At 65.1% G+C, this 19,202-nt stretch carries 21 protein-coding genes; 14 read left to right on the forward strand and 7 right to left on the reverse strand.

Going from position 1 to position 19,202, the window contains the following annotated elements; translation table 11 throughout:
- Nucleotides 1-98: 98 nt before the first annotated feature.
- From flgH to flgF, 4 genes are all read right to left on the reverse strand, one after another.
- Nucleotides 99-857 (reverse strand): flagellar basal body L-ring protein FlgH, encoded by a 759-nt coding sequence (flgH, locus tag HG718_RS03990; RefSeq protein ID WP_160588548.1) that lies wholly within the window; start codon nucleotides 855-857, stop codon nucleotides 99-101.
- A 76-nt stretch (nucleotides 858-933) separates the two neighbouring features.
- Nucleotides 934-1,917: a flagellar basal body P-ring formation chaperone FlgA gene (flgA, locus tag HG718_RS03995; RefSeq protein ID WP_160588547.1), complete on the reverse strand. Its 984-nt coding sequence runs from the start codon at nucleotides 1,915-1,917 to the stop codon at nucleotides 934-936.
- A 12-nt stretch (nucleotides 1,918-1,929) separates the two neighbouring features.
- On the reverse strand, nucleotides 1,930-2,715 hold the full coding sequence (flgG, locus tag HG718_RS04000; RefSeq protein WP_160588546.1) for a flagellar basal-body rod protein FlgG: 786 nt from the start codon (nucleotides 2,713-2,715) through the stop codon (nucleotides 1,930-1,932).
- A 61-nt stretch (nucleotides 2,716-2,776) separates the two neighbouring features.
- Nucleotides 2,777-3,523 (reverse strand): flagellar basal-body rod protein FlgF, encoded by a 747-nt coding sequence (gene flgF / locus HG718_RS04005; RefSeq protein WP_027839884.1) that lies wholly within the window; start codon nucleotides 3,521-3,523, stop codon nucleotides 2,777-2,779.
- A gap of 500 nt (nucleotides 3,524-4,023) precedes the next feature.
- Here flgF and HG718_RS04010 point away from each other — a divergent pair, with 500 nt between their 5' ends.
- From HG718_RS04010 to HG718_RS04040, 7 genes are all read left to right on the forward strand, one after another.
- Nucleotides 4,024-4,560: a flagellar basal body-associated FliL family protein gene (locus tag HG718_RS04010; protein ID WP_027839883.1), complete on the forward strand. Its 537-nt coding sequence runs from the start codon at nucleotides 4,024-4,026 to the stop codon at nucleotides 4,558-4,560.
- Nucleotides 4,561-4,608: 48 nt separating this feature from the next.
- Nucleotides 4,609-5,817, forward strand: coding sequence for a flagellar motor switch protein FliM (fliM, locus tag HG718_RS04015; RefSeq protein WP_160588545.1), 1,209 nt, complete (start codon nucleotides 4,609-4,611; stop codon nucleotides 5,815-5,817).
- Nucleotides 5,817-6,275 carry a DUF6468 domain-containing protein gene (locus HG718_RS04020; protein ID WP_027839881.1) on the forward strand — a complete coding sequence of 153 codons (459 nt, stop codon included), beginning with the start codon at nucleotides 5,817-5,819 and terminating at the stop codon, nucleotides 6,273-6,275. The genes fliM and HG718_RS04020 overlap by 1 nt, the downstream gene beginning before the upstream one ends.
- Before the next feature lie 21 nt (nucleotides 6,276-6,296).
- On the forward strand, nucleotides 6,297-7,028 hold the full coding sequence (locus HG718_RS04025) for a MotE family protein (RefSeq protein ID WP_160588544.1): 732 nt from the start codon (nucleotides 6,297-6,299) through the stop codon (nucleotides 7,026-7,028).
- A 163-nt stretch (nucleotides 7,029-7,191) separates the two neighbouring features.
- Nucleotides 7,192-7,857 carry a hypothetical protein gene (locus HG718_RS04030; RefSeq protein WP_160588543.1) on the forward strand — a complete coding sequence of 222 codons (666 nt, stop codon included), beginning with the start codon at nucleotides 7,192-7,194 and terminating at the stop codon, nucleotides 7,855-7,857.
- A complete protein-coding gene (locus tag HG718_RS15565; protein WP_205345703.1) occupies nucleotides 7,857-8,570 on the forward strand; it encodes a flagellar motor protein MotB in 714 nt (237 codons plus the stop codon). Before HG718_RS04030 ends, HG718_RS15565 begins: the two co-directional genes overlap by 1 nt.
- Nucleotides 8,567-12,349, forward strand: coding sequence for a hypothetical protein (locus HG718_RS04040; protein ID WP_160588542.1), 3,783 nt, complete (start codon nucleotides 8,567-8,569; stop codon nucleotides 12,347-12,349). Before HG718_RS15565 ends, HG718_RS04040 begins: the two co-directional genes overlap by 4 nt.
- On the opposite strand, the gene HG718_RS04045 is transcribed toward HG718_RS04040, so the two are convergent.
- On the reverse strand, nucleotides 12,346-13,011 hold the full coding sequence (locus HG718_RS04045) for an FMN-dependent NADH-azoreductase (RefSeq protein ID WP_160588541.1): 666 nt from the start codon (nucleotides 13,009-13,011) through the stop codon (nucleotides 12,346-12,348). The two genes, HG718_RS04040 and HG718_RS04045, sit on opposite strands and share 4 nt — an antisense overlap.
- 153 nt (nucleotides 13,012-13,164) lie before the next feature.
- Between HG718_RS04045 and HG718_RS04050 the strand changes: the two genes are divergently transcribed.
- Complete coding sequence (locus HG718_RS04050) at nucleotides 13,165-14,043, forward strand: LysR substrate-binding domain-containing protein (protein ID WP_160588540.1); 879 nt, start codon at nucleotides 13,165-13,167, stop codon at nucleotides 14,041-14,043.
- 19 nt (nucleotides 14,044-14,062) lie between these two features.
- On the opposite strand, the gene fliP is transcribed toward HG718_RS04050, so the two are convergent.
- Together fliP and HG718_RS04060 are read right to left on the reverse strand one after the other, a co-directional pair.
- Complete coding sequence (gene fliP, locus HG718_RS04055; RefSeq protein ID WP_027839875.1) at nucleotides 14,063-14,818, reverse strand: flagellar type III secretion system pore protein FliP; 756 nt, start codon at nucleotides 14,816-14,818, stop codon at nucleotides 14,063-14,065.
- Nucleotides 14,815-15,324: a FliO/MopB family protein gene (locus tag HG718_RS04060; RefSeq protein WP_160588539.1), complete on the reverse strand. Its 510-nt coding sequence runs from the start codon at nucleotides 15,322-15,324 to the stop codon at nucleotides 14,815-14,817. Before HG718_RS04060 ends, fliP begins: the two co-directional genes overlap by 4 nt.
- 368 nt (nucleotides 15,325-15,692) lie before the next feature.
- Between HG718_RS04060 and flgB the strand changes: the two genes are divergently transcribed.
- Genes flgB through flhB form a run of 6 tightly spaced genes read left to right on the forward strand, consistent with a single transcriptional unit; the run spans nucleotide 15,693 to nucleotide 19,120 of the window.
- Nucleotides 15,693-16,115 (forward strand): flagellar basal body rod protein FlgB, encoded by a 423-nt coding sequence (flgB, locus tag HG718_RS04065; protein WP_160588538.1) that lies wholly within the window; start codon nucleotides 15,693-15,695, stop codon nucleotides 16,113-16,115.
- A gap of 37 nt (nucleotides 16,116-16,152) precedes the next feature.
- The gene (flgC, locus tag HG718_RS04070) at nucleotides 16,153-16,563 is read left to right on the forward strand and encodes a flagellar basal body rod protein FlgC (RefSeq protein ID WP_027839873.1); all 411 of its coding nucleotides are present in this window, start codon (nucleotides 16,153-16,155) and stop codon (nucleotides 16,561-16,563) included.
- Nucleotides 16,564-16,590: 27 nt separating this feature from the next.
- Nucleotides 16,591-16,911 carry a flagellar hook-basal body complex protein FliE gene (gene fliE, locus HG718_RS04075; protein WP_027839872.1) on the forward strand — a complete coding sequence of 107 codons (321 nt, stop codon included), beginning with the start codon at nucleotides 16,591-16,593 and terminating at the stop codon, nucleotides 16,909-16,911.
- 60 nt (nucleotides 16,912-16,971) lie between these two features.
- On the forward strand, nucleotides 16,972-17,238 hold the full coding sequence (gene fliQ, locus HG718_RS04080; RefSeq protein WP_027839871.1) for a flagellar biosynthesis protein FliQ: 267 nt from the start codon (nucleotides 16,972-16,974) through the stop codon (nucleotides 17,236-17,238).
- Nucleotides 17,239-17,243: 5 nt separating this feature from the next.
- Nucleotides 17,244-18,014 (forward strand): flagellar biosynthetic protein FliR, encoded by a 771-nt coding sequence (fliR, locus tag HG718_RS04085; RefSeq protein ID WP_027839870.1) that lies wholly within the window; start codon nucleotides 17,244-17,246, stop codon nucleotides 18,012-18,014.
- A gap of 20 nt (nucleotides 18,015-18,034) precedes the next feature.
- A complete protein-coding gene (gene flhB / locus HG718_RS04090; protein ID WP_160588537.1) occupies nucleotides 18,035-19,120 on the forward strand; it encodes a flagellar biosynthesis protein FlhB in 1,086 nt (361 codons plus the stop codon).
- Nucleotides 19,121-19,202 lie beyond the last annotated feature (82 nt).

A 19,202-nucleotide genomic window follows, 5' to 3' on the forward strand; every position in this document is an offset into this window, starting at 1 on the left:
GGATGGAGCGGGCGGCCTGAACGCCCGCTCCCTCAGCCGGGTTGGTGTGCCTGAGACGGCAGCACCTGATCGGCAGACTGGTGTGAAGGGCCTGGTGCCTAGAACGGCATCAGGATGTCGAAGACCTGCTGGCCGTAGCGCGGCTGCTGGACGTCGGTGATCTGGCCGCGGCCGCCATAGGAGATGCGGGCTTCGGCGATCTGGGTGTGCTTGATGGTGTTCTGGTTGGAGATGTCTTCCGGACGGATGACACCGGCGACGAGAAGCTCGCGCACTTCGAAGTTCACACGCACTTCCTGCTTGCCCTGGATGACGAGGTTTCCGTTGGGCAGGATCTGGGTGACGATGGCGGCCACGGTGAGGTTGACCTTTTCCTCGCGGTCCACGGTGCCGGCGCCACGGCTGCGGCTCGTGGAGTCGAGGCCAACGAGATCGGTGTTGCTGACTTCGTCCGGCAGCAGACGATCCAGGTTCTGGGCGTAGCCGAACAGGTTGTCGAGGCCGGCGTCTTCGGAATTGGAGCGGGTGCGCTCGGTGGTGTTGTCGATCTCGGCCTTGTCGGTGATCTCGATCTGCACCGTGAGGATGTCGCCGACGGTGGCGGCACGCTGATCCTTGAAGAAGCCGCGGGCGCCTGAACGCCACAGGGAATTTGGCTTGTAGCTGACTGTTTCCGGCTGCGGCATGGGCAGGGAGACGGTCTGCACCTCGTTGCGCATGGCGGGGTTTTCAATCGGCGTCAGGTCCGGGGCCTTGCCCACATTCTTGAGGCGGTCGGCAGCGCTGCAGGCGGCGAGCGACAGGGCGAGGGCGCCGAGGGCTGCCAGGCGGAGCGTGCGGGAAGCTTGGATCGTCATGGGATGTTCCTTCAGGCTGGAACCGGCTTTCGGGCTGGCCGGTGACGATTGGGGCGGATGATCGGGTGAATCGGGATCAGTTGAGGGTGTGGGCGAGCTGCATGGGCAAGTCGCTTTCCACGACCACGCGGTCCGGTGCCACGATACGGGCATGAATGGTGCGGCGGGAGCGGGTGTTCAGCACCCGGATGAGGCCGCCCATGGGGCCGTCCTCGAGGGCGCGGCCGGTGGCGGTGAGGATCATGCCCGGCATCTCGAAGGTGATGGAGACGCGACTGTCCTTGGAGACGGCGACGGGCAGGCGCAGGTCAGCGACGCGGACGGGCTGTCCGGCGCGCAGGGCGGTGCGCGAGCTCATGCCGATGATTTCGTCCACCGTGAGGGCTGTGCCCGGGGCGATGCGGGCGGCATCCATTTCTACCATGGACACCATGCCTTCGGTGATGGTCTCGCCGCGGCCGATGGCGGTGACCGGCATGGGCACTTCGCGGATCTGCCGGGCGCGGCCGGTGAGGGTCAGGGTGCGGGCCTTGCGGGCCGGGGTGGTGACGCGGGCAGTAAACAGGCCGGTGCGGGCATCATATTCGAGGCCTGCGACAACGGCTTCCGGCGTGGTGCCGCGGGCGACATGCAGGGCGCGGGGCGTCTTGTCGAAGCTGACGGCGTAGCGGACATCTGCCGGGGCGGCGGTTGCCTGGCTGCGCATGATGGCGTCGGCCACAGCATCGCGCTGCATGTCGGCGGGCACTTCCAAGCCGTCGCGCTGGACGATGAGATGGGTGTAGCGCTCGTGGTTCGGCCACAGGAGACCGGCGGCGCGGGCGGCATTGACGACGTGGCCGGCTGCGATGGCGGCACGTTCGCCGGGGGCAGGGGCGCGGGAGACGGGCCTGTCTGCCGTGTCGCCCGCATTGAGGAACAGGTCGCCCAGGGTCACCGTGTCGCCGGTAACAACGGCGCGGGTGCGCAGCACGGCTTCTTCCGCGGCGGCGGCAAGCGCCGGTGCCAGGGTGGCGGCGGCGATGACGAGGGCTGCGATCAGGGACTTGAAGGAGGTCATGATACGGGCCCGTTAGCGGAGGTTGGAGGCGACGGAGAGCATTTCATCCGTCGAGGTGATGACCTTGGCGTTCATCTCATAGGCGCGCTGGGCGCTGATGAGATTGGTGATCTCGCCAACCGAATCCACGTTGGAGGTCTCGAGATAGCCCTGCAGCAGGGTGCCGTAGCCGACGGAGCCGGGGGTGGCGGCCACGGGGGCGCCGGAGGCGGGCGTTTCGAGATAAAGGCTGCTGCCGCGGGCTTCGAGGCCGGCCTTGTTGAAGAAGCGCACGATCTCAAGCTGGCCCAGCACGGTGGGGTCGGTCTGCCCATCGAGGAAGGCCTCGATCTGGCCCTGGGTGTTGATGCTCACATCGCGCACATCCTGCGGCACGGTGATGGCCGGGGAGAGCGGGTAGCCGTCGGTGGTGACGATCTGGCCCGTCGCATCGAGCTGGAAGGCACCGGCGCGGGTATAGGCATCTTCGCCGGTGGGCAGGGTGACGCGGAAATAGCCTTCGCCCTGGATCGCCAGGTCATAGGTATTGTCCGTGGGCGTCAGGTTGCCCTGGCTGGAAATGCGGTAGACGGAGCCCGCCTTGACGCCGACGCCGATCTGAACGCCGGTGGGCACGATGGTGCCGGCATCGGACGAGGTGGAGCCGACGCGGCGGATGTTCTGATAGATCAGATCCTGGAACTCGGCCCGCTGACGCTTGTAGGCCGTGGTGTTCATGTTGGCGATGTTGTTCGAGATGACCTCGACATTGAGCTGCTGGGCCAACATGCCGGTGGCTGCGATGCTGAGTGACTTCATTTCGTCGTCTCCTCTTTCAGGGGCCGGGAAACCCCGTCATGGGAATTGGGTGGCGCGGTTGCTAGTTGGGTTCGCGCCCGAGCTGGCGGATGGCGGACTGCTGAAGGTCGCCCATGTCGTTGATCGTCTTCTGGGTGGAGGTGTAGGCGCGCATGACCTCGATCATGCGGGTCATCTCCACCACCGGCTTGACGTTGGAGCTCTCGATGAAGCCCTGCATGACCGTGGCGTTTTCCACGGGCACGGCGTCCTGCTCGGTTTCCAGGTAGTTGTCGCCGGTCTTCTTCATGGCGCCGGGGTTCTCGACATTCACCACGCCGAGACGGCCGATGGTGTTGCCGCCAGCGGAGATGGTGCCGTCGCGGGCGATCTCGACGGCGCCGTCATCCGGATTGATGGTGATGGGTGCACCGGCATTGGACAGCACCGGGTCGCCCATGGGCGTGACCAGCTGGTTGGTGTTGTCGACGGTGAAGTGACCGGCACGGGTGTAGCGCACGCCGTTGGCGGTCTCGACGGAGAAGAAGCCGTCGCCGGTGATCGCCACATCGAAGGGGTTGCCCGTATGGGTGATGTTGCCTTCGGCGAGATCGCGGTGCGTGCCGGTATCCAGCACGAAGGACAGGGCCGCCGCCTTGCCGTAGCCGCGGTCTTCCGCCTCGGCTTCCGGCATCAGGAATTCGTTGAACACCGGGGATTCCGCCTTGTAGGCGGTGGTGTTGGCGTTGGCGATGTTGTTGGCCACGATATCCATCGCGCGGCGCAACGTCATCTGACGCGACAGGGCAATCGAAACTGCTTGTTCCATAACGGACCTCAGGCTGGTCATGTTTTCCACAGGGCGATCGGGAAAAAGCTCTGTGGACGGAAAGTCATTTTGGTCGTGTGGCGGCGTCGGGACCGCTGCCACGCCCCCTGAAGTGCATCGGGCGTGCCAAGTGAAAAACGGCTGAACACTGCGGAAAACACGGGTGTGGGCCACGGCGGCGGCTAGGCAAGAGGTCGCGTTTTGCCCGGCACCCGGCATTTTTTGCCGGTTTTTTGCCTGACCTGCGGGTTTGTAAAACGCTTCGTTAACCGCGTCGGACGCACACTCGCCCGCATGATCCTTGGGGGGCTTGGTTCGCGCGGCATCCGCGCGCTGATGGCCGGCCGCCCTGAAGGCTCACCAGACTGGCCACAGGCAGAATGCGTATGTGGCGGACAATTCAAGCGCAGGGTGCCAAGGACGGCCGGTCTGCATTGGGGATGGTTCGCATCACCGGGCTTCAGTGACGAAGCGGGTGACACATATGCAGGGTTCTCACGATGAGTGACGAAACGGCCGCAGAAGACATCGAAGACATCGACGGCGACGGTGAAGAAGAGGGCGGCAAGAAGAAGCTCTCCGGCAAGACGCTTGTGCTGTTCATCGTGCTGCCGCTGCTTCTGGTGGTGGGCGGCGTCGGTGGTGCCTTCATGATGGGGGTGTTCGGCGGCGGTGAGGAAGAGGAACAGGCCGAAATGGGCGCGGACGGCAAGAAGGTCGTCGATCCGTCCAAGGTGGTGTTCTACGAGCTGCCGGAACTCATCATCAATCTGCGCTCCAAGGAGGAGCGGGCTTCCTTCGTGAAATTCCGCGTGACGCTGGAGCTGCATGACGCAACGGCGCTGCCGAAGATCGAGCCGCTGATGCCGCGCATCATGGACAATTTCCAGGTCTATCTGCGCGAGCTGCGGCCCTCAGACCTTGACGGCTCGGCGGGGCTCTTCCGGCTCAAGGAAGAGATCCTGCGCCGCATCAACATGGATGTGCGCCCCTATGAGGTGGCCGACGTCCTGTTTACCGAAATGATCATCCAGTAGCGGCTTTCCGCTTCCCGACGGACCCCGCATACGGACAGGCAAGAATTCATGGCTCCCGAAGACGACGATCTCGACCAGGACGAAATGGCTGCAGCCTGGGAGGCTGAGGCTGCCGGTGACGGCGGCGACGATGGCGCTGATGGTGGCGCTGAAGGTGGCGATGGTGATGACGGCGATGCCGACGCCATGGCTGCTGACTGGGAGGCCAGCCTTTCGGAAGACGAGGAAGAGGAAGCCATGCCGGGCATGTCCGGCGCGGCGGAACGTGTTCTCAACCAGGATGAAATCGACAGCCTGCTCGGCTTCGAGATGGATGATGACGCGGGCGGGGACAAGACCGGCATCCGCGCGATCATCAACTCGGCGCTTGTGTCCTATGAGCGCCTGCCGATGCTGGAAATCGTGTTCGACAGGCTGGTGCGCCTGATGACCACAAGCTTGCGCAACTTCACTTCCGACAATGTGGAAGTGAGCCTCGACAACATCACGTCGATCCGTTTCGGCGATTATCTGAATTCCATTCCGCTGCCGGCCATCCTGGCGGTGTTCCGGGCGCGGGAATGGGACAATTTCGGCCTGTTCACGGTCGATTCCAACCTGATCTATTCAATCGTGGACGTGCTGCTGGGCGGCCGCCGCGGCACGGCTGCGATGCGCATCGAGGGCCGTCCGTACACGACCATCGAGCTCAATCTCGTACAACGCATGGTGGAAGTGGTGCTGCAGGACGCCTGCGCGGCATTTGAACCGCTGTCGCCGGTGAATTTCGAGCTGGACAGGCTGGAAACAAATCCGCGCTTTGCGGCGATCGCGCGTCCCGCCAATGCGGCGATCCTGGTGAAGCTGCGCATCGACATGGAAGACCGCGGCGGGCGCATCGAGCTGATGCTGCCTTATGCGACGCTCGAACCCATTCGTGAGCTGCTGCTGCAGATGTTCATGGGTGAGAAGTTCGGCCGTGACTCGATCTGGGAAGGCCATCTGGCGACCGAATTGTGGTCCACGGAAGTGGAGCTGGACGCGCTGCTGGACGAGCAGGTGATGTCGCTGCGCGACGTGATGAAATTCGAGGTCGGCCAGACGCTGATGCTCAACTGTACCGGCAACAGCACGGTGCAGCTGCGCTCCGGCGGGGTGCCGATCACCACCGGGCGCATGGGCCGGGTGGGTAATTACATGGGCGTGCTTGTGGACAAGCCCCTGAAGCAGACCGCCAGCCGGGTGGAAGCGATGGGCCTGCGCGGGGACAGGGACTGATGAGCGCTTTTTCGATCAGCATGATGGTTGAACTGGTGGTGGGTGTGCTGCTTGTGGCCACCATCGCCTATTGCTTCGTTCTCGACCGGCGCCTGAAGGCGCTGCGCGACGGGGAAGGGGAGCTGCGCAAGATCATCGTGGCGCTGGACAAGGCAACCACACGGGCGCAGGGCGCGGTGACGGACTTGCGGGTGAGCTGTGACGGGCTGACCCGGGACATGGACCGCGACCTGAAGAAAGCCCGCGCGCTGGCGGATGAGCTGGCGGTGATGGTGGAAGCTGGTGATCACATTGCCGAGCGGCTCGGCTCCGCATCGAATGCGGGCGCGCGCAAGGCAGCCTCGGATCTGCGCGGCGAGGATGGCCCGCGTGCCGACGAGACGACACGGGATGCGGGTGACGAAGACGACCCGCTGGCGGAAACGGGCCTTGCGGCTGCCCTGCGGCAGATGCGCTAGGCCAACGCGGAGTTCAAGGACATGAACAGCTATTCGCCCGACAAACTGCGCCTGCTGCCCGCCGTGATGGTGGGCGCGGCATTGCTGCTGACCCTCAAGGTGACCGCCGTGGTGACGGGTGCGTCGCCGGTGGTGAGCGAAGTGGCGGCGGCTTCCGAGCCCTCCGAAGAGGAGGCTGCGGGCGAAGACAGCGCCGCGGCGGAAGACGGGGCTGAAGGCGAAGAGAATGCACGCCCGCCGGTTGACCTGGCAGCGCGGCCGGAACCGGTGAAGGCGCAGAGCGCGGATGTGCTGGAAGCGCTGGCGGACCGCCGCAAATCGCTTGATGCCCGCGAGAACGACGTGGCCATGCGCGAAAAGCTGCTGGCGGCGGCGGAAGCGCGGATCGACGAGAAGATCGCCGAATTGAAGACCCTCAAGGGACAGATCGACACGGTGTTCAAGGCCGAAGAGACCGAGGGCGACGCCAAATATGACAGCCTGGTCAAGGTCTATGAGAACATGAAGCCGAAGGACGCCGCTGCGGTGTTCGAGCGGCTGGACATGGCCGTGCTGCTGGAACTGCTTGAGCGGATGAACGAGCGCAAGCTGGCCGCGATCATGGCGGCGATGGACCCGGAGCGGGCCCAGGCCGTGACTGTGGAGCTGGCGACGGCGAACGAGAATCGGATGACGGCCGTGCCGATGCCGGAGCGGCCGGCACCGCTGGGGCTGGACGAGCTTGAGCCGATCGTGCCGGGGAATGCCGGTTAAGCCCCTGTTTCTGCGGCTTATTGGCCTTTCCGGCGATAATCCTTAACGGCTGTTTAACCGCTGTGACCGTAATCTCGCCCTTCATGTGCGGGGGCGCGTCGCTTTGGCGATTCGCGCGCCCGGAACCCGGATGAACCGGGCAGGTCGGGCAGGAGGCTCACCGGTGACGGCAGACGTGCGGATGGAAGCACGGGGCAGGGAGCAATCCGCTGCGCAACAGGCGCAGGCGGCAACGCTTTATCTCGCCCTGTTTCTGGCACTGCTGGCCTTCTTCCTGTTTCTCAATTCGCTGACGAGCTTTGACCCGGCGCGCACGGTGAGCGTGCTCGACTCCGTCGAGGCGCATTTCGCCCACCAGCGCGAAAGCGTGACGGGACCGCAGGCGCTGACGCCGCATTTCGCCGGACCCGCGGGCATGCGCGTGGTGGCGGACACGGATTTCATCACAGCGGCGATTGATGCCTTCGCCCCGCTCGAGGCGGGTCGGGAAGATGTTCCGCTGACGGAGGGTGCTGCGTGGCACGGGGTGCGGCTGCCGGTGGAGGCGCTGTTTGTCGGTGCAACGGCGGCCCTGGCACCTGCGGCCCGTACGGCGCTGACCGATGTGGCAACGGCCATGCGGGCCGGTGAGGCGGAGGGCGGTGACGCGTTGCGCCGCGTCGAGATGGCCGTTGGCGGCGGTGACGAGCTGGCCCTGCGGCGCGCAGTGGCGCTGGCCGCGGCAGTGACGGATGTGGCCGGGCCTGAGGCCGTGGCGGTGCGGACGCTGCCCGGGCGGGACGTGGCCGAGTTTGTTTTTTACGCCGCAAGCATGGGGGAGGCGCGCTGATGACTGATGCGGCGCTTGCCCTGGATGCTGTGCAGACGGATGCCGTTGAGGCTGCAGGTGATGCGGCTGCTGTAACCGCTGCAACCGCTGTGCCTGACAAGGGCGCGCGGCGTGCGGCTGGTGATATGCCGGTGGGCCTGCGCTTTGCGGGTGCGCCGCGCTGGATGGTGGTGTTTGCGGATCTGACGGCGCTGCTGATCGCTTTCTTCGTTCTGATCCTCTCCATGTCGTCCTTCGAGCCGGACGCGATTGCGCGGCTGACGGGGGTGCCGGTGCAGGCAAGCGGGGACGGCACGTCGCCGGACGACGCCTCCGGGCGGCCGCTGGTGCCGGTGACGGCTGCAGCGGAGGGCGCAGGTGCGCGCTATCTCGGCGGGCTCCTGGTGCAGCAGCTTTCAGCGCTTGAGCCGGATGCGGATGTGACGCTGCGGGTCGGTGACACGGGTGTGGTCGTGCTGGTGCCCGAGGACATGCTGACGGGCATGACCGGCTATGGCGATACGGGCGTTGTCCTGGAACGCGTGGCGCGGGCTGCTGCCGGGCGGGTGACGCTGCTGGCGTCCTCGGCGCTGGGGCAGGCGGACAGGCTGGAGGCTGCCATGGCGGCGCTGCCGCGGATCGGCGGCGGCACCGGTATTGGATTTGCGGGCTGGCTTGCGCCCGGCCAGGCAGCGATCGCGATTGCCGAGGAACCGGCGGGAGGGCGCTCATGACCCTCACGCGCATCTTCGTGGCGGGGTTGCTGGCGGCGGCCCTGTCGGTGATCTCCATCCTCGCGGCGCTGCCGGCGCATGCGCAGGATGCTGTCTATATCAAGGGGCAGGAGCTGCCGGGCTTTGCCCGCATCCGCTTTGAGTGGCCGGAGCCCGTGGAGGTGGTTTCGCAGGAAACCAACGGGGTGATTGTTCTCAAATTCGCGCGGCCGTTCAAGGCATCGCTGAATGATCTGCCCTCGGACCTTCCCAATTACGTGGCGCTGGCGCGGCAGGACGCGGACGGGCGGACGCTGCGGCTGGCGCTGAAATTCCCGTTCCGGCTGGAAACGCTGACGGCGGCCAATGAGGTTTATGTGAACCTGGTGCCGGATGCCTGGCAGTCGGCCGAGCTGCCGGGGCTGCCGGAAGAGGTGGTGGCGCGCGAGAAAGCAGCGCAGGAAGCCGCGGCTAGGGCGGCGGCGGCGCGCAAGGCGCTGGCGTTGCTGGAGCTGCCGGATGTGCCGGTGCGGGTGGGGGTGCATGAATCCTACAGCCGCATCGTGTTCGAGTGGCCGGAGGACGTGAACTACAAGGTGACGCGCGACGGTGAATTGCTGGAGCTGGAATTCGATTCACCCGGCCACATGAAGGTGGGCCGGCTGCGGGTCGATCCGCCGCCCTTCGTGGTGGCGGCCAAGGCGGACACCAACACCCAGTCGGCCACGCTGCGGCTGATGATTTCTCCGGAAGCGGAGTTCCGCATGTTCCGGGAACCGACGGGCATCGTGCTCGACCTGACCGCGGCGTCGGAAGATGCAGGCGCGCTGGCAGCGTTCGCGCTGAGCCAGAATCCCTATTCCGGCGTGGCGCCGGCGGATGCGGCGGGCAAGGCGCAGAAGCGGGACCGGGTGGACCCGATGCCGGAGGTTGCCGACAACGCGGCCGCGGGACAGCCGAATGCGCAACCTGGTGCCCAGAACGGCGGGCAGGCGGGGGCGGTGACCATGATCGACCCGCGCCGTATCGGCCGCCCGGACCCGGCGCGGATCACCAAGGATGCGGGCTATGCGGAAGGGCCGCGCGAGACCGCGCCTGACCGTGGCCAGAGTGGCGGCACGGCCCCTGCTTCGGCAGGGTCAGCCCAGGACAATGTGGCCGCAGGCCGTCAGGTGCGGCCTGACGTGACTGCCCCGGACGTGCCGACCGACAGCATCGAGGTGGAGACGCCGCGCATCGTGAAGCCTGCGGGGCAGGCATCTGAAGGTGCACGCGTTGCCGAGGTGGCTGCGCCGGAAGCGGCGGCGGGCAATAGTGGTGCGGCGGACGCGCCTGCGCCCAAGACGCCTGCAGCTGAGAGCTATCCGGAAGCGGCGGATGTGGCCGAGCGGCGGGCGGAAGATCAGCCGGGCAGCGTGAAGGTGCGCCGCCGCGGCGAAATCGTGACGTTCACCATTGCAGGGCTGGGCGCAGCGCCCGCAGCCGTCTTCGAGCGCGACGGGTTCGTCTGGGCGCTGCTTGATACGGAGACGGACGTTGCCCAGCCAGAACTGACCGAAGAACACCAGCGCTATGTGCAGGACGCCGAGGCGCTGACATTCGACAATGGTCTGCGCGGCCTGCGGCTGCGGCTTACCGGCAACGCGCTGGTGACGGCGCAGTCGGAGGATGACGACTGGCTGGTGAGCGTGGGTGAAACCGTGCTGCAGCCGCCGGGACCGCTGCCGGTGCAGCGCGGCGTGCGCGAGGATGGCGGCGGTCGCCTGTTCGTGATCGCGCCGGATGCCGGGCCGACCTTCCGCATTCAGGACCCGCTGGTGGGTGACGAGCTGGCGCTGGTGCCGTTGCCGGCACCGGTGCGCGGCGTGGTGTCGCCGCGGCAGACGGTGGACCTCGAAGTGCTGCCTTCGGCGCATGGTCTGGTGTTCCGTCCGATCGCGGATGATGTGGAGATCGGGTTTAACGGTGAAGGGCAGGTGACGGCCTCGCGCCGCTCCGGCCTGGTGCTGACCGCCAATCCGCGCCGCCCGGCGAAGGCCGAGCTGGGGCGGCAGAACAATATCTTCGCCCCGGGCATTGTCGGCTTCCGGCTGGCGAGCGGTGACCCGGATGATTTCCATGCGGGCGTTGCGACACTGAACAAGGAAATCTCCGACGCGCAGACGCCGGAGGAGCGCAAGATCGCGCGGTTGGCGCTGGCGCGGTTCTATCTTGGTTATGAATATGCGTCCGAGGCGCTGGGCGTGATGGCGCTGATGGTGCAGGACGACGAGGAACAGGAATATGACCCGGAATTCATCATGCTGCGCGGCATTGCCAACCACATGCTGCACCGGGACGACCTGGCGCTGGAAGATCTGAGCCGCCCGGTGCTGGCCTATGACCCCAATGCGTCGGTGTGGCGGGTGATGGCGCGGGCGCGCAACGGCAAGTTCGTGGATGCGCGGCCGGACCTCAACCGGGCGCGGACGGTGATTTCCGATTACGGCCCGTCGATCCAGGCGCGGTTCCACCTGGCGGCCGCGCAGGTGTCGCTGGGGGTGAACGACATTCCGACGGTGGAAGGTGATCTGCGCAAGGTGCCGGACAAGGGTGTGGACCCGGAGCTTGCCTCGGAGCGCACGCTGCTGATGGGGCAGCTGGCCAAGGTCAAGGGTAACCGCGACGAAGCGCTGTCGCTGTTTGAACAGACCATCGACATGGATTACCGCCCGGTGGCGGCACGGGCCATCCTCGCCAAGGCCGCGGTGCTGCGCGAGATGGGCGGCGAGGCGGGTGAGGGTGCGCTTGATGAGGTGGTGAACACGCTTGACCGGCTGCGCTTTACCTGGCGCGGCGGCGACGTGGAACTGGAAGCAGCTTCCGAGCTGGCCCGCATTTACGAAGCCAAGGGCGATTACCGCGCGGCGCTGGACGTGATGCGGTCGGCGGCGACGGAATTCCCCGGCACCGAGAAAGGGCGGCAGATCTCCGACGACATGATGGATCTGTTCCGGCGGCTATTCCTGGATGGCGAGGTGGACAGTCTGCCGCCGCTTGAGGCGCTGAGCCTGTTCTATGATTTCCGCGAACTGACCCCGGTGGGGGCGGATGGTGACAGGATGATCCGTGCACTGGCGGACCGGCTGGTGGCGGTGGAGCTGCTAGACCAGGCAGCCGAGATGCTGGACCACCAGGTAACGCATCGCCTGCGCGGGGTGGCGCGGGCACAGGTTGCGGGCCGTCTAGCGGCGGTGCATCTGCTCAACAGTGCGCCGGCGGAAGCGCTGGCGGCGCTGCGCAAGACACGCCAGGCGCAACTGCCGCGCAGCATCGCCGATGAGCGGCTGCTGCTGGAGGCCAAGGCGCTGAGTGCGCTTGAGCGCCATGACCATGCGCTGGAGCTGCTGAGTGAGAACAAGTCTGACCCGGCCCAGGCGCTGATGGCGGACGTGCTGTGGGATGCGGGCCGCTACGCGGAAGCGGGCACGGCCATGGAAGACCGGCTGGGCCTGCGCTGGACGCGCGATGATCCGCTGACGGATGACGAGCAGTTTGACGTGCTGCGCGCGGCCATCTCCTATGTGCTGGCGGGCGATGATGCGGGCATTGAGCGGATGCGGCAGAAATATGCATCCAAGATGCAGGAAGGGCCGCAGGCGGCCTCATTCTCCATCGTGGCAAGCTCAAGCGACGGGCGGGGCATCGCCTTCCGCGACCTGGCCCGCGAGATTGCCCAGGTGGACTCGCTGGAGCGGTTCATGCGCGGCTATCGCGAGCGCTATGACGCCGCCCAGGCGGGCGAAGAGGCCATCAACTAGGCAGCGCTTTGGCCTGCTGCGCGCGAGACAAGCCCGGACACCATCACCGGAAGAGCTGCGTGGGCCTCGGCTTGCGAGGCGGCGAAGCGCTCGTCGCCGAATTCCTGGTACTCGATGCCGATGTGATGGATGTCGTCGACACCGAGATACTTCGACACTGTTTGCAGATGCGATGTCAGGTGGTTGGCGTGCTCATTGGGTTCGCCGGGGCCGAAGCCGAACTCGCCCCATGAGGTGAGCATGACGAGTGTCTTGCCGCTGAGGATCGGCTGCAGCGGCTTGTCGCCGCGCGCGAGATCGAAGGTGAAGGTCCTGTTGATCCGGACAACCTGATCGACCCATGCCTTGAGGTGCGCGGGCATTCCGTAATTATACATCGGCGTTGCGATGGCGATGATGTCGGCGGCTTCGATCTCCCCGATCAACTGGTCGGATTCCGCTATCAGCGCCTGTTGCTCCGGGCTCAGTTCCTCAGGGTCCGCAAAGACGGCTGCGATCCAGTCTTCGGTGATCAGGGACGGCGGGTTTGTCCCCACATCGCGCTCGATGATGCGGGCTGTAGGGTCAGCCTCCCGCCACTGGTCGATGAAGGATGTGCTCAGGGTGCGCGTGAGGGACCGGCTCTTTCGGGCGCTGGCGTCCAGTCGGAGGATCGTGGTCATGGGAGTTTGCCTCGGTGCTGGGTTTCACGTCGGTAGATGAAGGAATTTTTGGCGTAGCGGCCTTGGTGAGCGATAGGTTGGCTGTAATACCGGGAGTGACAAAGGAAAGAGCTTCATCTATAAAACCAAATAGCTCATCCATGAGATTGACCGATGCGGTTTCCCTCTGCCTCAGCTCTCCGGGTTTTCGATGCCGCCGCCCGGCTCGGCAGCTTCAAGGCTGCCGCTGAGGAGCTGGGCGTGTCGCCGACGGCGGTGTCGCATCAGATCCGCACGCTCGAGGAGCAATTGTCGCTCGCGCTGTTCGTCCGCAGGACGCGCCGGGTGGAGTTGACGGAGGCGGGGACAAGGCTGGCGGCGGCCACGTCGGTGGCGTTTCAGCAGATCACGGACGCGCTCGAGGACCTGTCTCACTCAGAACGTATGCTGACGGTTTCGACGGTGCCGGCCTTCGCGGCGCTGTGGCTCGCGCCACGGCTTGGTGCGTTCGAGGCGCTTAATCCTGATATCAGCGTGCGCGTGGAGACCTCGACGGCGCTGGTTGATCTCGCCCGTGACCGGCGGGTGGATCTTGCTATCCGCTATGGCTGTGGTGACTACGTAGGGCTTGAGACGATGCCGCTTGCGACAGAGACGTTCGGGGCATTCGGGGCGCCGGACTATGTCCGCAGCCTGACCCGGTTGTCGGACGCGGCGTTGATCAGCACCCGTTGGGTGTCACCGGCACTGCCTGCTTTCACCTGGGCTGACTGGGCAAAGGCTGCGTCTGAGAAGCAGCCTGAGACCGGCCTGCGCCAATTCGATCAGGAGCAGGAGGTGATCCAGGCGGGGCTGGCAGGGCAGGGGCTGATCCTGATGAGCTCGCTTCTGGTCGGAGACATGGTGCGCCGCGGCTGGCTCGAGCCCTACAGGCCTGACATCGTGCTTCCAGGCCTGACCTATACCGCTGTTACGACCGAGGCCCATGCCGGTGTCGGCAAGGTGCGGCGGTTTCTGTCCTGGATACAGGAAGAGGCATCGGCCAGCGAATAGGCTGACCGAGAGAGCCGGGTCAGGTGCCGAAGCTTTGCACCAGTGAGCCTGCGACGAGCCGCCAGCCATCCACCAGCACGAAGAAGATGAGCTTGAAGGGCAGGGAGATCATGATGGGCGGCAGCATCATCATGCCCATGGACATGAGGACGGAGGCGACCACCAGGTCGATCACTACGAAGGGGATGAACAGCAGGAAACCGATCTCGAAGGCGCGGCGCAGCTCGGAGATCATGAAGGCCGGGATGAGAATGTGCACCGGCGTGGCTTCAGGCGTTTCGGGGCGCTCGGTCTTTGAGAGGTCGAGGAAGAGCTTGAGATCATCCTCGCGGACCTGGCTCAGCATGAAGCTGCGGAAGGGGCCGGAGGACAGCTCCCAGGCTTCCTCGGTGGAGATTTCATCGGCCAGATAGGGCTCGATGCCGGTGCGGTAGCTTTCCTGCAGGACCGGCGCCATCACGAAGGCGGTGAGGAACAGCGCCAGGCTGATGAGCACGGAATTGGGCGGGGCCTGCTGCACGCCCATGGCGGTGCGCAGGAGCGACAGCACCACGGCGATGCGCACGAAGCTCGTGACCATCACCAGAATGGACGGCGCGAGGCTGAGGATCGCGACCAGTAGGACGAGCTGGATGATGCGCGAGGTGAGCGCGCCTTCTTCCGGCAGGGCCAGGCTGATTTCCTGGGCCTGGGCGGGGACGGCGAGGAGCATCACGGCGGCCAGGGCCGCGGCGATCAGCGCAACAAAGGGAACCGGGCGGGCGAGGCGTGTCACGCGCTGTCTCCTGCGGCCTTGCGCTGCTCGGCGCGGATGGTGGTGCGCTGGCCCGGCACGGACCGGCCGGTGCGCAGGGCAACGGCGCGTTTTTCGTTCATCAGGTCAGCCACCTTGCGCAGGCGGGCGAAGATATCGTCATCCTCGCTGGGCGCGCTTGCGGGGCTGGGGGCCTTATGGGTGGTGGTGATGTCGTGGCTGGGCGCCGCGACGGGGGCCGTGCTGGTGAGCGGGGCCGGACGCTCGATACCGGTTTCGAGGACCGTTTCGCTGTCCGTACCCAGAAGAATGAGATGTTCGCGGCCGTCGCGGCGGACCAGCATCATGCGGCGCTTGGCGTCCAGCGTGATGGTCTCGACGATCTCCAGGCGCTTTTCGCGGGACGAACCGCCGGTGGCGGCGCCGGGCACGAAGCCGAAGCGGCGGGCGAGAATGCCGGTGCCGGCAATCAATCCGACCACGAACAATAAGGCCACGAAGAAGCGCAGATATTCGGCAATTTCCATGTGCGGAACCCGCTGGGATGCCGCGGCGTGGCGTCCTGCGAGGGGACTGCCGGTTGGCCGCGATGGTGGACATCAACTAGGCAGGATTTTCCGCGTGCGTGCTTAACAAGCGATTAAGCCTAATCAAGCGTTGCACGATTTTGCATTGGCGACGGGCACTTGGCGAAAAACCGCGTGTGTATGACCGGTTTAAGCCCTTCTTAATTCACCCGGCAGATACTGCCTACTCATGACGAGCCCAGGACGGGTTTCGCCGTGCTCGAAGCAGCACAAATATTCACGCCAGAAGTTTCTCCCGCGTGAGAGTCCGTCCGTATGCCGATGAAATTCTGTCGGCATTGTCGCTTTGACTAGCGAGGTTCGTTGGAATGGCACTTTCCGATATTCCGCTTTTCGGCATGCTGCGCGAACGCATGCACTGGGTGCAGGCGCGCCAGAGCGTGCTATCGCAAAATGTCGCCAATGCGCATACGCCCGGCTATGCGGCGCAGGATGTGCGCGAGTTCAATTTTCGTGACGCTTTGAAGAGCACGACGTCCGGCCAGCTTCATATGGCCTCGACGCGGGCAGGGCACCTGTCCGGCTCGGCCACCAGCATGGCGACGCGCGGGGACTTCAAGTCCGAGAGCGCGCCGGACAGCGAAACCTCCGCCAATGGCAACTCCGTCGTGCTCGAAGAGCAGATGATGAAAGTTGCCGAGAACCAGATGGATTATCAGACCGCCACCACCCTCTACACCAAGGGGCTGGGCATGCTGCGCATGGCGGTGACCGGTCGTTCGCAGGCGTAAGCGCTGCGGGACACGGTCAAGTAACAGGAGCAGGATTATGGACCTCGTCAAATCGATGATGATTGCCGCGTCAGGCCTCAAGGCCCAGGGCGGCCGCATGCGGGTGATCGCCGAGAACATGGCCAATGCGGGCTCGACCGCAAAGACGCCGGATGGTGAGCCCTATCGCCGCAAGATCCCCACTTTCGCCAGCGAACTGGACCGGGCTGCCGGGGTGGAGCGGGTGAAGATCGGCAAGATCGAACGCGATACCGGTGCGTTCGGTGAACGCTACGAGCCGGGCCACCCGGCCGCCAACGAGCAGGGCTATGTGAAGACGTCCAACGTCAACACCATGATCGAGAGCATCGACATGGGCCAGGCGCAGCGCGGCTATGAGGCCAATCTCAATGTCATCAACACGTCGCGCCGCATGCTGAATGCGACGATCGACCTGCTGCGCCGCTAAGGCCGGCCCAGCTAGAGGAGCAGTTCCATGAGCATCAATATCGCAAGTGCCGCCGGTGCCTACACGGATGCCATCAAGCGCATGGCCGAGGCCACGCAGGGCGCCGATGGCGGGGCCGTCAAGAACCCGGTGCAGAGCTTCGGCGACGTGCTGGCCCAGCAGGTGACCAACCTTGAAAGCACGGGGAAGGCCAGCGAAGCGGCAGCCACCAAGGCTGCGGCCGGGCAGGGCAATCTGGTGGACCTCGTGACCCAGGTGGCGGAAGCCGAGCTGATGCTGCAAACGGCGGTCTCCGTGCGCGACAAGGTGATTACGGCCTATCAGGAAATCATGCGGATGCCGATCTGACGGCAGGTCCGTGGGGGGCACCGCCTTGAGGGGGGCGGGCGCTCCGGGGGAGAAAAGTTCATGCTTACGGGACCCGAGGTTCTGGATATCGGCCGCGACGGCATCTGGCTGCTGCTGCAGCTTGCCGGGCCGCTGATGATTGTCGGCCTTGTGGTCGGCCTCGCGGTGGCGCTGGTACAGGCGCTGACGCAGGTACAGGAAATGACGCTGGTGTTCGTGCCGAAGATCATTTCCATTTTCCTGGCGCTGCTCGTGGCGCTGCCTTTCATGGCGCAGGTGCTGCACGCCTATATGGCGCGCATCAGTGACCTCATCATCGGCATCTGACACCCATGATTTTCACCCTTCCCGCCGACATGCTGCCGGAGACGGCGCTGCTTTACGTGCTGGCCTTTGCACGTATTGGCGGGGCGATGATGGTGCTGCCGGGGCTGGGTGAAATCAGCATTTCGGCGCGCATCCGACTGGTGATGGCGCTGACGGTGACGGTGGCGCTGACCCCGGTGGTGGCGTCAGCCTATCCGTCGGTGCCGCTGGGTATCGGCCCGATGGCTGGCAGTCTTATCTCAGAGATTTTCACCGGCCTGTTCATGGGGCTGACGGCGCGCATCTTCATGAGTGCGCTGCAGGTGGCCGGTACGGTCATCGCCTTCCAGTCGGGCCTGGCATTCGCGATGAATGTGGACCCGTCGCAGGGCACGCAGGGCGCGATCATCGGTAACTACCTCGTGGTGCTGGGGACGGCGATGGTGTTTGCCACCAACACCCACCACCTGATGCTGATGGCGCTGCATGACAGCTACGTGCTGTTTCCGCCGGGGGCGGCGTTTCCCGTGCATGACTTCCTGACGGTGGCGATCAGCAGCATGTCCAAGGCGTTTGCGCTGGGCATCCAGCTGGCGACACCGTTCATCGTGTTTTCCCTGATCTTCTACCTGGGCATCGGCATCATCTCGAAGCTGATCCCGCAGGTGCAGATCTTCTTCGTGGCGATGCCGGCCAATATCCTGGTCGGGTTCGTCCTGCTGCTGTTGCTGTTGAGCGCGCTGATGCTGTGGTTCTTCGACCACTTCCAGACGATGCTGCGGCAGTTCATTCTGTAGGCTGAGGAGGCGTCCGGGCGATGTCAGATCAGCCGGATCAAAGTGAAAAGACTGAAGAGGCCTCCTCCAAGAAACTGGAAGAGGCCCACAAGAAGGGCGACGTTGCCAAGAGCCAGGAGGTAAGCGCCTGGTTCGGCCTCATTGGCATTACCATCATCGTGGTGCTGCTGGCGGGGCCGATGGCCGGGCAGCTGGCCGCGCCGCTGTCACGCTTCATTGTTCAGCCGCATGCCTTCGCCGTTGACGGCAGCACGCTGCTGCAGATTGCCCAGCAGCTGGGACTGCTCGTGGTGGCGGCGCTGGCGCTGCCGATGCTGGTGGTGATCGTCGCGGCGATCGTCGGCAATCTCGTGCAGCACAAGCCGGTGTTCACGGCTGAAAACATGAAGCCGAAATTCTCCAAGATTTCGCCGCTCGCCGGTCTCAAGCGCATTTTCGGGCCGCAGGGGATGGCGAACTTCCTCAAGGCGCTGGCCAAGCTCACCATCGTCAGCGTGATCGCGTTCCTGGTTATCTGGCCGGAGCGCGAATTGCTGTTTGCCCTCATCCGCATGGAGTTGGTGGCGGTGCCGGTGGTGCTGCAGGAACTGGCGCTGAAGCTGCTGGGCGGCGTGGTGGCGGTGATGACCATCATTGCCGGGCTCGATTTCTCCTTCCAGAAGGCGCAATGGCTGAAGAAGCAGCGGATGACGCAGAAGGAAGTGAAGGACGAGTACAAGCAAATGGAAGGCGATCCGGCGGTGAAGGCGAAGCTGCGCCAGATCCGGGCGGAGAAGGGCCGCAAGCGCATGATGGCGCAGGTGCCGGATGCCACCGTGGTGGTGACCAACCCGACCCACTACTCGGTGGCGCTGAAATACGAAGACGGCATGGCGGCGCCGGTCTGCGTGGCCAAGGGTGTGGACCAGGTGGCCTTCAAGATCCGGGAAATCGCCAAGGAACACGACGTTCCGCTGGTGGAGAACGTGCCGCTGGCCCGCGCGCTTCATGCGACGGTGGAAGTGGACGACGAGATCCCGCCGGAGCACTACAAGGCCGTGGCGCAAGTCATTGGCTATGTGATGCGCCTCAAGGGTAAAATGCGCCGCAGTTCCGCGCGCGCGTGATTCCCTGACCCCCTGTCATGACAGGGCCTCATGTGGCTGTCAGGATGGCGCGCATCCGCCAGCTCCGGACGCCGGCAAGGAC

Source organism: Pyruvatibacter mobilis (assembly GCF_012848855.1).
Lineage (GTDB): Bacteria > Pseudomonadota > Alphaproteobacteria > CGMCC-115125 > CGMCC-115125 > Pyruvatibacter > Pyruvatibacter mobilis.